The organism is Bacillus cereus group sp. N6, from assembly GCF_016483705.1.
Taxonomy (GTDB): domain Bacteria; phylum Bacillota; class Bacilli; order Bacillales; family Bacillaceae_G; genus Bacillus_A; species Bacillus_A wiedmannii.
In genome coordinates this window covers 1-13,522 of record NZ_JAEHBI010000006.1, presented here as the reverse complement: position 1 = coordinate 13,522, position 13,522 = coordinate 1, and the positions used below count along the sequence as shown (strand labels likewise).

Genomic DNA, 13,522 nt, shown 5'->3' with positions numbered 1-13,522 from the left:
GATTTCAGCATAATTACACTGAATGTATAAAGGAGTATAATGTGTCAGCTTAATTTACAGTAAGGAGAGAAATGAATTGAATTTAGGAAATCCGATAGCTAAAGGGAATACAGCGGAAATCTATCTCTATGATAGTAAGGTTGTAAAATTATTTAAGGAATATCTTCCAGATACAGAGTCTATAAATGAAGCAAAAAAACAAAAATATGCTTATTCATGCAGGCTACCAGTTCCAAACGTATTTGAAGTGACAAAGATACAAAATAGACAGGCAATTATTATGGAATACGTAAAAGGAGATAGTATTGGTGATCTCCTGCTAAATAATCTAAATGAGGCAGATTATTACATAAATATTTGTGTGAATGAACAAAAGAAGATTCATTCTATTCGTGTGAACACAGATGAAATAGAATCAATGAGAGAAAGGTTAGAGCGACAAATTAAATCTGTACATAAATTGGATGAAAAACAAAAGGAAAATATATTGAATAAGTTACATTCAATCAAGTTTGAGCCTAGATTATGTCATGGGGATTTTCATCCGTTTAATCTAATTTTGAGTAATAAGAGTGTGAATATTATAGATTGGGTTGATGCTAGTTCAGGTGACATTCGCGCAGATGTATTTCGAACATACTTGTTGTACTCACAATCTTCGGTAGAATTAGCTGAAATGTATTTACATATTTATTGCAGAAATACTGGATTATTGAGAGATGAGATTTTTCAATGGGCACCTATCATTATTGCGGCTAGAATATCTGAAAATGTAACTGCTACAAACATTGAATATTTAAATGATTTGGTAGCGCAGTATTGTAATTAAAGAAAAGCTCTTCCTAAATTCATTTTTTATTATAACCGTTCTAACAATGCAAATGGATGAGTAAGGTTATTGAGATTTGTAATCGGGTATTACATTTGTAAAGAAGGAGTCCATTTTATGAAAACTGGTGAACCAATTTCAATGCATACTGAATTTGAGCAATTTGATCCGGCACTACAGCTTTCGAAACTACATAAGCGTTTCGGAGAATTTATTGCAGTCAATCATATTGATTTAACTATTCCAAGGGGGGCTTTTTACGGAGTTGTTGGGCCTAATGGAGCAGGGAAAACTACATCTTTATCGATGGCCGTTGGTTTGTTACGACCAGATAGTGGTAGGGCAAACGTATTTGGAATTGATGTTTGGAGTAATCCAAAACAAGCTAAAACGCTGATTGGGGTATTACCAGATGGGTTAGCTTTACCGGAAAGACTTACTGGTCGTGAATTATTAACATATATGGGATTGCTAAGAGGAATGAATGCCAAGGAAGTTGCTCGGCGGACAGAAGAATTACTTACAATATTAGAGTTAAATAATACCGAAGGGACTCTAGTTATTAATTATTCAACTGGTATGCGTAAGAAAATCGGTCTTGCACTTGCACTTCTTCATGCGCCGAAATTACTCGTTCTCGACGAACCGTTTGAGGCGGTAGACCCTATTTCCGCATCTACTATCAAAAAGATTTTACAGAAATTTGTTAGTTCGGGTGGTTCTGTAGTATTTTCAAGTCACGTCATGGCGTTAGTTGAACAACTTTGTGATCACGTTGCAATTATATCAAAAGGAAGAGTGGTTTCTTCAGGAACAATGGAAGATGTTTGCGGTGAAGAAACTCTCGAAGACATTTTCGTTCGGTTAGTAGGAATTCCTGTTGTTAAAGGAGAGGAACTGTCTTGGTTAGTGTTTTGATTCGAATGAAGTTATCTATCTTTAAAAATTCAATGAATAGTGGTAAAGCAGTTCTTTTCATTATTACAGGAATAGTTGGCTTATTAATTGCAATTGGAACCATGCTGCTTTTTTCTTTTTATCCTACAGAACAGAACGTTTCACAAAGCATTCTATACATAACATTTGCTCTGTGGACAGTAGGGTGGGTTTTGGGTCCAATTATCGCTGGGGGAGATGGAATATTACGTCCTGAATATTTCGCGTTGCTTCCATTTACTTCTTATAAACTTGCTAGGGCGTTACTTGTTGTGGCTTTTATAGGATTAGGACCAATCGTTAGTTTAATAGCCTTCATAGGACTATTTATTTACGCAGCTAGGGTTAGCTTAACTGCAACTATAGTTGCAGTTCCAGCAATTATTTTACAGTTAATATTTGTAGTATTGTTATCAAAAGTAGTAGTTAGTATTATTGGTGAGACGTTGAAATCAAGGATTGGCATGGAAGTGGGAGCAATGCTCTTTGGTTTCATTATAGCGTTTCTAAATGTGGGATGGTATGTACTTCCTGCTATTAATAAGATGACACTTAGTGATTTAACTTTACTTTACATGTTTCCGTCTAGTTGGGCGATACTCGCTGTAGAGTATGCGATTCAATCCAATTGGTTATTAGCTTTTGTTTTTTTAATGCTTCTAACAATATTATGTGGATTGCTCTTTTTTATATGGACAACATTATTGATGAAAAGTACAGTGATTAAGAAAATCGAAGGAAGGATTACTACTAATAAACATAGAAAAGCTTTACGTTTCTTTTCAGAAACGTAAATTGGAGCAACATTTACGAAAGAATTAAAAAGTTGGGGAAGAGATCCACAACGAGGCCGTTTCCTCCGGATGGGTATTTGGATAGGGCTATTTTATGGTATTTTAGTTACAAGCGCTAATATATCGTACTTAATGCCTTGGGCAGGGATAATTATGATTGTATTTACAAGTATGTTTTCCTGTAATATATATGGTTTCGATGGGAGTGCATTATGGTTAACTTTGACGACACCTGACGCAGAACGAATTGATGTGCGTGGCCGTCAATTTGCATGGTTGATAGCTGTAGGTCCAATTGCAATTATAACAACAATTATTTTCACAATCTCTAGCGGACTTACTTTCATTTATCCTTGGGTATTTGCAGTAATACCAGCATTACTTGGTGGAGCTGCAGGTCTTATTATGTTATTTTCTGTATGTAACTTAGTACCAATAACTGATCCTCATCGCCGCGGGAGAGGGAGTGTTATCTCAGGTGATGATATGAATGCGAGTAAAATGTTTATAACAACGTGGTTAATGATGGTGATGGTACTAGCAACAACTATACCCGCTTTGTTAGTTGTATGGCTTGGGACATTACTACATGTACAGTTCTTACAATGGCTAGGTGTATTGACTGGCATTTGTACAGGAATGTTTTTTGCTTGGTGGTTTGGGCGAATTGCTTACTTAAAACTTGAAAAAAGTGGATCTGAATTGCTATTTGAAATGAAGAATGGCATGAAAATATTGCGTGGGGATAACAAAAAGAAAGATAACGGAAAAGCGGTTGAATTACCTAAGAAAAAACTAGCTATTGTTGTTCTTTTAGTATTTATGGGTATCTTTTTTTTGATACATCAAAGTGTAGTCCCGTTAATTTTTGAGATATTTAGTGTAGATGAAAAAGTTCGTCTTTTCTTTCTACCGCGCTATGTTCCACATATTGTTCGTATTCCTATAATCATCCTATTTGCTATATTAGGTACAGCATCTTTGTATAAAGCAATTGTAATTAAGAAAAAACATGGGAAGGAACATCAATTTATAAAAGATGAAATGTAAAATACTGTTTAAAATAATCTAGTAATTATAGGATGTTGTTCAACTATCATTACCATGTAGTTGAACAACACTTCTGCTAAATATTAATGAGAGAACGATTATTTTCGATCTTCATCCTATAAAGGTTCATTATCCGTACTTGTTCCTCAGTTAATTCTCCTTTATCCCAATACATATGCATTAAGCTATATTCAAAAATCTCCTTTAATTTAATAAACATAGGCAACTTGTCTATCATCTCTTTAGGTAGTTCATTTTCCTCTTGATATCCGTCAAATATTGCTTTTGTAATAGAATGCTCATAGTCTGCGATATTCCCATTTCCAGCAAATGAATATTCTATCGCACTATAAATAGGAACGGCTAAATCAAATATGTAAAAATGTTTTTCACAGTCTTGAAAATCAATCATTATTAAGTTTGAATTGTTTTCAACTAAAATATTTTCTAACCATAAATCACCGTGAATTAAGCCGTAATTCGAAGTGGATTTTTCTACCCCCTTTATAGAAGTTAAAACGTCAGAGGCAATTTCTCTTATAGTAGTTTCATCTTTAGGGATATACTTAAGAAAATTATATTCTTCATTTTCATACCAATCTTTTATATGTTTAACCGGTTTAGTCTTTTCAAAGCTTTTAGAAATACGATGTAATTTTCCAATTTGTTTACCAAGCTTTCTAAATATATTAGAATTCCATTCGTACCTTGGTAAATGTATGCCAGGCGCAGCTTTATATAATACAGCAAAAATCTCCTTGTCTAATGTTAACTTTTCTACTAAATTCTCATTAAGAGAAGGTATTATTGGAGGAACTGCTAAACCATTTTCATATAAAAAGTTCGTATATGTAACTTCTTCTAATTGTTCTTCATATTTTTTGTAGTTTGTAATTCTAATGAAGTATGAACCTAGTTCTGTAAGACATTGATACATTTCATTCGTTATAGGTTTAATGTTAATAAAATTTAATGGATATCGTTCATTTATTAATTGAAGTATTTCTTTTTCTAGCTCGTTCATTGTAGCGTCCTTTCCAAACTTATATTTTTTAACTAGAGAACTAAAAGAATCTTAATTTACAAAATTCGTGTTTAATAGTTGAAATCCTTTAAAATAAAATATGATGTAAATTGACTTTTAAAAAGTGGTAAGGTGTATCCATCATACTAATTAACGCTAAATTGAAAAGTTAATAGAATGTATCAAAAAATAAGATAGCTAAAAAAATAAAATTAATACTTACATATAAATTTTGAAAATCTTAGAGAATGGCTCATGTTATAAAACACAAGAAATATCAAAAGAAAGAAACGAACCTCTTTTATACTTATAAATAAGGAGTGGAGGAAATGAATGAACATATACAGCAGATGATTGATTGGATTGAGAGCAATTTAAAAAAAGAATTTTCATTAAATGAATTATCCCGTTATATGGGCTATTCTCCTTATTATTGTTCCTTTAAATTTCACCAAGTAACAGGCATTAGTATTAGGCGCTATATTCTTTTAAGAAGACTGTATTTATCTACGGAGGATTTGAAGAATGATAGAAAGATAATAGATATTGCATTAGATTATGATTATTCTTCGCAAGAGGCTTATAGTAGAGCTTTCAAAAATGTTTTTGGAATGAATCCAAGAGAATATCAACTTAACAACATGCCTATTCAATCATTTGTTAAACTCAATATAAATAAAGAAGGGGAGTTTAAAATGAATATTTCTAGAAAATTTGAGGTTGAGCAGTTACGTAGCAATAATAATGAGTTGTTTGATAAAGATGTATTAAACATATTGAATGGTCAAATGATGTATGAAGAATTTAAAGCTGAAAAGCTAATGGGTGAGTCTGATTACGCTCCATTTAACGAAGCAATGTGTGTAAACACGGCTACTACACGAGTTTTTAATGAAGAGTTTATTAATATAAGAGCAGAAGGACACAACAGTTCAGTAGAAAGTTATACAAAAAAGGTTATAGATCCGTTAGAAAATCTTTTTACAAAAAAGTATAAATGTATTGTTTTATGGTTCGGTGAAGATATGTTTTGCCAAATGAATCTACTTACTATACTTTCATACCTTGAACAGTCTTGCTATGAAGGGAAAGTATACTTAAATAACTTCAGAGAAGATGAATTTAAAGTAAATCAAATTGAACTTGAATTGGGGAATTATTCTTCTATATACAATGAAGTATTAGTAAACCATAAAAAAACATCCTATAAAGTACCACCTGTAATGTATCAGGCTATAGACTTATATTTAGAAATGCTAAAAGAAGATAATATCGTAATGAAATTCATCTCTAAAAATCAAGGTTTATCAAATCATGAATTATTAATAAAGTTGTTTCAAATTTTTCCAACAATCGGATATGGTGATTCTCAGTACATAGAATTAATAAATAAAATAAAGAAGAAAGCTGAACCTAAAATATAGGAACAGCTTCCTTCTTATAATTGTTTAAGTGACTCTAATTCGCCCTCTACAAATAACATTAGTTCTTTAATTGTTTCGCCAGAAAAATCAAAACGAATGCCAGCCGCTTCATATATTTTCGGTAAAGATTTAGAGCTACCTAATGATAAAGCTTTTTTATAATTTTCTATTGCTTGTTTAGGGTTTTCTTTATATTGTTTATACATTTGTAGTGCACCAAGTTGTGCGATAGCGTATTCGATGTAATAGAATGGTAATTCAAATATGTGTAGTACAGGTAACCAGCTAGTTGCAATCCAATTTTCATACCCTTCAATATTTACGACGTTCGATTGGTATGTTTTATGTAATTCTAAATACTTTTCATTTCTTTCTTTAGCAGTATGATTAGGATTTTCATACATCCAATGTTGAAATTGATCAACGATAAGCATTTGTGGTAAGTACTTAACAATATCTTTAAAGAAATCTAATTTTGCTTTTATAAATTCTTCTGTATTCTCATAAAATGTATCCCAATACTCCATCGAAAATAATTCCATTGTCATGCTAGCGAGTTCAGCTGATTCAGAAGGGATTTCTAAATATTTTTGTAGCTCTAGCTGATTCATACACTCATTATGAATACTATGACCCATTTCATGAAGGAAAGTAGTAACGTCATAATGTGTATGATTGAGATTCATGAAAATAAAAGATAGTTGCGAAGCAGGTAAGTATTCACAAAATCCTCCAGGTCCTTTTCCTTTACGACTTTCTAAATCTAAGCAATTATTTTTATGCATACGGCTTAATAATGCAGAAAATTCCGGGTCTAGTTTGTGTAAAATGCGAGAACTTTTTTCGACTAAATCACTCGCATCTTCGATAGGTTTTAATACTTTTTGATTTGGTGCGGTTGCTTTTAAATCCCATAGACGAAGACTATCTACTTGAAGTTCAGATGTTTTCTCATTAAATATTTTATCGATAAGTGGTACTACGTATTCACGAATAGATTCAGCGAGCTCATAGCAATCATCAGGCGTATAATCAAATCGTTCATGTTTTTTAAACATATAATCACGATAATTATGTAATTGAATGTTTTGCGCCTTTTGATGACGGATTGCGATTAATTCATTTAATATATTTTGTAATGTATCTTCAACAGATAAGAATGTTTCAGAAATGAGTGTTTTTGCTTTTTTTCGTATATGACGATCCGGATCTTGTAAGTAAGACTGTAGTTCGGTAATTGTCTTTTCTTCACCGTTCCATAGCGCAGTTAAATCACCTGTAATTTCGAAGTACTCGGTTACTAGTTTGTCTTCGTTAACCTCTAAATCAATGTTCTTTTCACAAAATAAAGTCTGCGCATTCTTTATTTTTTTATCTAGTAAGCTATACGTTTTTGGATCAAGTTCCATTCGAAAAGGAGACTCTAAATATTTATTATCAAAAGAATTTTGAAAACGTTTCAAAAGTGGTCGTACATATTGTTGATCATATTCAAAAGTATCTTTTATTTTTTTATTATTTGTATTACATTGAAAGGCGATATAGTGTGATCTTAATTGTTCTTCGATTTCCCAAATGACTGTAGATTGTTTTATTAACCAGTTTTCAAGCTCTAGTTTTGAAGCAATCACTTCATTTTTTAAAGTAGAAAGAGCCTTTTCTAATTCTAGAACGTTACTAATATCAATCGTATTTAAGCGCTGCATAACATATCCCTCACTTTTTATTTATTCATGGAGATATTCTACTTATTAATTGTAATTTCCTTGTTAAGAGAAGGAAATGTGAAATAATGTTAAAGTTTAACGTGGTAGAAGAGATGTATTTCCGTTTGCTTTATAATGAGCTTGTAAGAATGAGGAATCTTTTTAAGTGGTTGTATAAGGGGTGAAATAATGTATAAGTATTTACATATTTTTAATGATATAGAAAACATGATTCAACATGGAGAGATAAAAGAAGGAAAGAAACTACCGTCTATTCGGACACTCGTTACGAAATATGAATGCAATAAGGCGACAGTTATACGAGCGCTACATGAATTAGAAAAGCGTCATATTATTTATTCCGTCCCTCAGAGTGGATACTACGTTGTTCGAAAATCAGGGAGTTTTGTAGAAAATGACGAGATAATTGATTTTGCTTCCTCAGCACCAGATCCAGATGTTTTTCCATATTTAGATTTTCAACATTGTATTAATAAAGCCATTGATACATATAAAAATGACTTGTTTGTATATGGGACGCCGAAAGGTTTACCATCTTTAATTCCGGTTATTCAAAAACAACTGGCAAACTATCAAGTCTTCACTAAAGAAGAGAATATTTTTGTAACGTCAGGTGTACAGCAGGCGCTAGCAATATTAACTTCTATACCATTTCCAAATGAAAGTGAAACGATATTAATTGAACAACCAACATATCATCTATATATTGAATATCTAGAAATAAACAAAATTCCTGTAATCGGTATTAAACGTACGAATGAAGGTATTGACTTAAATGAATTGGAACGCATTTTTCGAACAGGTAAAATAAAATTCTTTTATACAATACCAAGATATCATCATCCACTTGGAACTTCTTACTCTAAAGATGAGAAAGAAAAAATCGTGCTACTGGCTAAGAAATATAATGTATTTATAGTGGAAGATGATTATTTAGCAGATTTAGAAATGGATTCAAAAGCAGATCCGTTATATAACTTGGATAATTGTAATCATGTAATATATTTAAAAAGTTATTCGAAGATTATTTTTCCAGGTTTACGGGTTGGAGTTGCGGTCATTCCGCCATCCATTGCAAATGATTTCCATAAATATAAAAAGATTTTAGATATTGATAGCCCAATGATATCTCAAGCTGCTTTAGAAATTTATATAAAGAGTGGCATGTTTGAACGTCATAAAAATAAAATTAAATCTTCCTATCACGATAGATCTAAAAAACTAGCAGAAACATTAGAAAGAACTCATAGTGAAAACCAGCTTTTATTCATATATAAAAAGCATAATACAATTGGAATCCATACTTGTTTAGAATTACAAAAAACGAGTATTTCCGAAATGTTTTTCCAAAGATTAAATGAAATGCAAATAAGTATTGATACTATTGATAAAAATTATATGAGAGGTTTTCCGAAAGAAAGACTATTAAAGTTAAACGTATCGAATGTAAAGGAAGATAGGATTGAAGTAGGAATTCGTAAAGTAATTGAGGAAATCAAACAAGTGGAACGTATAACCTTTCAATTTAAAAAAGAAAAAAATGAAAAAGGAGGTTTGTTGTGAGACGCAAAATAATTCTCTTGTTTGTGGTATCGCTATAATAATTGAAGCTATTGTTGTTACTAAATATTATAATAAAGATGATAATTAAAATCCTTCAAAGATACATGGCTAGATTTATCAGAAGATAATCCCTACAGCCAATTCTTAATTACGGTTATGGCGGGTGTAAACCAATTAGAACGTGATCTTATCCGTATGCGGCAGCGTGAAGGGATTGAACTGGCTAAGAAAGAAGGAAAGTTTAAAGGTCGGTTAAAGAAGTACCATAAAAATCACGCAGGAATGAATTATGCAGTAAAGCTTTATAAAGAGGTAGATATGACTGTAAATCAAATTTGTGAAATTACAAATGTGTTTATGGCCTCATTATATAGAAAGCTATCGGAAAGGAACAGTTGATGAGTTATACTAAAAATCAGAAATATATAATAGGGGATAAATTCCATAGAGAGGTGGAATTACATGCCTAAAATTGATAATATGTTAGCGATTCTATGGATGCTTCGCTCAGGTAAAAAAATTACTGCGAAACAAATTTCAGAAAAGTTAGAGATGAATATAAGGACTGTGTATCGTTATATTGATACAATTTCAACAAGTGGTGTACCTATAATTTCAGAACCAGGACATAACGGTGGATACACTTTATTGAACAATTTTATTGAGGCTCCTCTTTTTTTTGATTTTGAAGAGCAAACTTCACTATTTCACGCTGCTGTTTTTGCAGAAGAAGCCGGATATTATGGAGGTAAAGCATTAAATAGGGCCATTTCAAAACTAAGTAAATACTCAAATCAAGAGCAGGAAGCAAAGATAAACCAACATTTAAGTAGTCTAGAAGTAATCAGTCGATTTAGTTCACTCTCTATGGAACATTTTTTGAAGGAATTGGAGCAGGCCGTAACTGACGGGTACTCAATAAAAATCCTCTACTATAAAAGTGGCAAAAAGCAATTAAATTATAGATTGGTCGATCCGTACAGAATTATCTATTGGAATAATAAGTGGTATGTGATTGGATTTTGTCATCTTAGGAATGATATCCATAGTTTTAGAGTAGATCGAATTGAAAGTTTAATGCTAACCGAAAATAAGTTTAACCGGCCAGAAAATTTTTCAGCACGTGACTTTTTTATAAAAAATCTTCTTCCAACTATAGAAGATAAAGAAGGAATTATTTCTTTGGTTATTAGTGGGGATAAAAGTGTATTGGCTGATATTTGCCAACATTGGTTTTTAGGACATTATTTACAAGAGCGGACTTCAAATCAAGCAGTTTTTCTTCTTGAAAAAGATATGATACATACATATGTACCTTATTTACTTTTACCGTACAATAAATCTATTAAAGTTATTGAGCCAATAAGTCTTAAGAAAAGACTTATTGAAGTACTGTCGGAATTAATAAAATTTCATGAAGTATGATAACTTCCCTGACGTTAACTGTCAGGGAAGTTATATTATAATATCCATATCAATTGTGATTGGAGTGATACGGGATGCAAACAAAAAAAGTTTTTCTATATGTATTTAATACAATGTCGGACTGGGAATATGGATATTTAATTACCGAACTAAACTCAGGAAGATATTTTAAAAAAGATTTAGTACCTTTAAAAGTAATTACAGTAGGAGCTAATAAAGAAATGATTACTACTATGGGGGGACTGAGCATAAAACCAGATATTTCCGTTGATGAATGTACTTTTGAGAGTAAAGATCTTTTAATTTTACCAGGAGGGACTACTTGGAGTGAAGAAATTCATCAACCTATCTTGGAAAGAATTGGCCAAGCTTTAAAGTTTGGCACTATTGTTGCTGCAATTTGTGGTGCAACTGAGGCCCTTGCAAATATGGGATACTTAGATACTAGAAAGCATACAAGTAATAATTTAGAATACACTAAAATGGTATGTCCTAACTATAAAGGAGAAAAGTTCTATGAGTTGGGATCTGCGGTATCTGATGCGAATTTAGTTACTGCATCAGGAATAGCTCCTCTGGAATTTGCGATGGAAGTACTGAAAAAATTAGATGTATTTGCATCAGATACATTATATGCATGGTATAACCTAAATAAGACTCATAAACCTAAATACTTCTTCCAGTTAATGAATTCAATAAATAGATGAACTAAAAAATTAACTTAGCAGATTTATATTTGTTTAAATAATTACCATGCTCTAGACAATGTCAAAGCATGGTTTTTGAATATAACTTAAAAATGGTTATGGAGTAATGAAAATTCCTTAACGTTGTAAATTCGTATTTTCCTGACGTTACCTCTATAAAAGGAAATATGATAGTAATCTTATATTGGAAGTGATAGAACTGAGTTATAAAAACTAGAAGAAAATTATTACGTTAATACTTTTTAGAGCACTCAATTGTTGAGTGCTCATTTTGTTTAGGACATAATTGTTTTAAATGGAAATAAACTACCAATAGGTGATATCCTTAAGGTATAGTATTTACTTTGAATAGGAGGTTGATGTAGTCTATGGGGGTACGTATAGTGGATGATTTACAGCAATTATCATTGTTACTTATGTTTTTAAGTACATTTATATTTTACAGATACTTAAAGAAAGTGAAACGAGAGAGGAAATTGACTGGTTTTGAATGGACAATGTATTTTGTCACTCAATTTGCGACATTAATTTGGGCATTCACTTATTTTATTAAACACTTAGCTGAATCGTAATTTCTATTCATTTCAACTAGTTTACTGTTATCTATTAGGAATATAAATATAGTCCGTATCTAAATCAATGACAACATCGCTCATGATGTATTCTCGTAGTAACTTTGGGATTATTTCATAGTGGTACCGTACACAAAATAAGCTTAGAAGCTCTTCGTTAGATAACTCTTCATTTTTAACATTTATATACAGGACGCATTCAATGTTTTAAGGAATTAAGTCAAGGAATAACTACTCCTTTAAAAGTATTTGTCTCATATGAATAATGAACAAAACGAACAGATACTTGTCACATAGCCTACATATGTTTCGACACTAATATGATAACAGAGCGCGGAGTAACATGTACGAGAATTTTTTTATAGGTACATCGGGTATGTAAACCAGGCAGGGGTTTTGCTTTTTCATTATGTACAAAAAGTATATTATCTTTCTTAATGTACATATTAAGTAAAGTATTTAATATCATGTACATAAAAGGCGGGGTAATATGGATGAAAATAAGAAAAATGAAGAATTGATTAAATTTAAGAAACAATGGTTTAATGAAGATAATCAACCAGTAGCTGGTATAGAGTTAGCTTTACCGCCCGATATAGGCAGCATGTTAGACTTGAAATCAGTTGATGATGAAAGTGGAGAAAGTAATAATGAATAAGTTTAATCTATACGCATCCATTTGGGTGCTTTTGTTTTTTTTGACAATAGAAGATGGATTATCAAATCCTTATTGAAAAAAGATTGATCTAAATAGATCCATTTTTTATATATGTAACTTTTAATTTTCACAAAAAAGTTTAATCAAAATTCATTTAGAATGCTATATGAAATGGGAATGCTAATAACATTCACTATTAAAGGATTGGGCCATAATGAATATTATTTTGGAGAGTATTATTTTAATTTTCACTGGAATGATTGCATTAAAAATGACTGGTAGTACATCTGTTAGCCAAATGACAAGAGCTGAAATCATTATAGTAGTATCAATTGGACGTATTATTGTAGAGCCTGTATTAAGTAGGAAAGTAGTCCCATCTATATTTGCGGCTGTAATATTTGCAAGCATACTTCTTATCATTCATTTCTTTGAATTAAAATCAAGGAAGGTGGAACAATTCCTTAATGGCAGTAGCATTATAATCGTTGAAAATGGAGAGGTTGTAAAAGAGAATTTAATGAAGGCAAAAATGTCGGAGCAACAACTATATATACAATTAAGAGAAAAAGGGATTCATGATTTAAAAAGTTTACAACAAGTTACAGCCGAACCGAATGGACGTATTGGTTATCGATTAATAGAGAAAGCTCAACCGATAACTTTAGAAATGTTAGAAAAAATATTAGATCAGCACAAAATAAAAAAATAATTTCTCTTTAGAAAAGCCAATACTATGAACTGCACCCCAATTGTTAGACACAGTCTAACAATTGGAGGTGCAGTTTTTTGTATGACAAAATTTACGAAGGA

General features: G+C 31.5%; 11 protein-coding genes and 2 pseudogenes. 11 read left to right on the top strand and 2 right to left on the bottom strand.

All coding sequences use genetic code 11. The features are described 5' to 3' along the window. Nucleotides 1-76: 76 nt before the first annotated feature. The 3 genes and pseudogenes from JDS99_RS07090 to JDS99_RS32545 all read left to right on the top strand — a co-directional run bounded on the left by JDS99_RS07090 (nt 77) and on the right by JDS99_RS32545 (nt 3,609). Nucleotides 77-829, top strand: a complete 753-nt coding sequence (locus tag JDS99_RS07090; protein WP_199694817.1) for a phosphotransferase family protein — start codon at nt 77-79, stop codon at nt 827-829. A 117-nt stretch (nt 830-946) separates the two neighbouring features. Beyond that, nucleotides 947-1,747, top strand: coding sequence for an ABC transporter ATP-binding protein (locus JDS99_RS07085; RefSeq protein WP_199694816.1), 801 nt, complete (start codon nt 947-949; stop codon nt 1,745-1,747). Further along, nucleotides 1,732-3,609, top strand: a pseudogene (locus tag JDS99_RS32545) (hypothetical protein). The gene JDS99_RS07085 and the pseudogene JDS99_RS32545 overlap by 16 nt, the downstream one beginning before the upstream one ends. A gap of 76 nt (nt 3,610-3,685) precedes the next feature. Here the strand turns inward: JDS99_RS32545 and JDS99_RS07075 are convergent. After that, a complete protein-coding gene (locus tag JDS99_RS07075) occupies nt 3,686-4,633 on the bottom strand; it encodes a phosphotransferase enzyme family protein (RefSeq protein ID WP_199694815.1) in 948 nt (315 codons plus the stop codon). A 329-nt stretch (nt 4,634-4,962) separates the two neighbouring features. On the opposite strand from JDS99_RS07075, the gene JDS99_RS07070 reads away from it, so the two are divergent. Beyond that, a complete protein-coding gene (locus JDS99_RS07070; protein ID WP_199694814.1) occupies nt 4,963-6,057 on the top strand; it encodes a helix-turn-helix domain-containing protein in 1,095 nt (364 codons plus the stop codon). Nucleotides 6,058-6,071: 14 nt separating this feature from the next. Here the strand turns inward: JDS99_RS07070 and JDS99_RS07065 are convergent, their stop codons facing one another. After that, nucleotides 6,072-7,763 carry a M3 family oligoendopeptidase gene (locus JDS99_RS07065; protein WP_199694813.1) on the bottom strand — a complete coding sequence of 564 codons (1,692 nt, stop codon included), beginning with the start codon at nt 7,761-7,763 and terminating at the stop codon, nt 6,072-6,074. A gap of 189 nt (nt 7,764-7,952) precedes the next feature. Between JDS99_RS07065 and JDS99_RS07060 the strand changes: the two genes are divergently transcribed. From JDS99_RS07060 to JDS99_RS07030, 7 genes and pseudogenes are all read left to right on the top strand, one after another. Continuing rightward, nucleotides 7,953-9,347 (top strand): aminotransferase-like domain-containing protein, encoded by a 1,395-nt coding sequence (locus tag JDS99_RS07060; protein WP_199694812.1) that lies wholly within the window; start codon nt 7,953-7,955, stop codon nt 9,345-9,347. Between the two features lie 84 nt (nt 9,348-9,431). Next, nucleotides 9,432-9,746 (top strand): annotated as a pseudogene (locus JDS99_RS07055) (helix-turn-helix domain-containing protein); the annotation flags it as partial. A 63-nt stretch (nt 9,747-9,809) separates the two neighbouring features. Beyond that, nucleotides 9,810-10,772 carry a helix-turn-helix transcriptional regulator gene (locus tag JDS99_RS07050; RefSeq protein ID WP_199694811.1) on the top strand — a complete coding sequence of 321 codons (963 nt, stop codon included), beginning with the start codon at nt 9,810-9,812 and terminating at the stop codon, nt 10,770-10,772. A 74-nt stretch (nt 10,773-10,846) separates the two neighbouring features. Next, a complete protein-coding gene (locus JDS99_RS07045; RefSeq protein WP_199694810.1) occupies nt 10,847-11,479 on the top strand; it encodes a type 1 glutamine amidotransferase family protein in 633 nt (210 codons plus the stop codon). 368 nt (nt 11,480-11,847) lie between these two features. Then, on the top strand, nt 11,848-12,051 hold the full coding sequence (locus tag JDS99_RS07040; protein WP_000538966.1) for a hypothetical protein: 204 nt from the start codon (nt 11,848-11,850) through the stop codon (nt 12,049-12,051). Nucleotides 12,052-12,541: 490 nt separating this feature from the next. After that, a complete protein-coding gene (locus JDS99_RS07035) occupies nt 12,542-12,709 on the top strand; it encodes a hypothetical protein (RefSeq protein ID WP_087985878.1) in 168 nt (55 codons plus the stop codon). A gap of 214 nt (nt 12,710-12,923) precedes the next feature. Further along, complete coding sequence (locus tag JDS99_RS07030; RefSeq protein ID WP_199694809.1) at nt 12,924-13,421, top strand: DUF421 domain-containing protein; 498 nt, start codon at nt 12,924-12,926, stop codon at nt 13,419-13,421. Nucleotides 13,422-13,522 lie beyond the last annotated feature (101 nt).

Excerpts from the sequence above, each read along its gene's own strand:
- JDS99_RS07085 (WP_199694816.1), top strand. The coding sequence starts at position 947 with ATGAAAACTGGTGAACCAATTTCAATGCATACTGAATTTGAGCAATTT.
- JDS99_RS07075 (WP_199694815.1), bottom strand. The coding sequence starts at position 4,633 with ATGAACGAGCTAGAAAAAGAAATACTTCAATTAATAAATGAACGATAT.
- JDS99_RS07070 (WP_199694814.1), top strand. The coding sequence starts at position 4,963 with ATGAATGAACATATACAGCAGATGATTGATTGGATTGAGAGCAATTTA.
- JDS99_RS07065 (WP_199694813.1), bottom strand. The coding sequence starts at position 7,763 with ATGCAGCGCTTAAATACGATTGATATTAGTAACGTTCTAGAATTAGAA.
- JDS99_RS07060 (WP_199694812.1), top strand. The coding sequence starts at position 7,953 with ATGTATAAGTATTTACATATTTTTAATGATATAGAAAACATGATTCAA.
- JDS99_RS07050 (WP_199694811.1), top strand. The coding sequence starts at position 9,810 with ATGCCTAAAATTGATAATATGTTAGCGATTCTATGGATGCTTCGCTCA.
- JDS99_RS07045 (WP_199694810.1), top strand. The coding sequence starts at position 10,847 with ATGCAAACAAAAAAAGTTTTTCTATATGTATTTAATACAATGTCGGAC.
- JDS99_RS07040 (WP_000538966.1), top strand. The coding sequence starts at position 11,848 with ATGGGGGTACGTATAGTGGATGATTTACAGCAATTATCATTGTTACTT.
- JDS99_RS07035 (WP_087985878.1), top strand. The coding sequence starts at position 12,542 with ATGGATGAAAATAAGAAAAATGAAGAATTGATTAAATTTAAGAAACAA.
- JDS99_RS07030 (WP_199694809.1), top strand. The coding sequence starts at position 12,924 with ATGAATATTATTTTGGAGAGTATTATTTTAATTTTCACTGGAATGATT.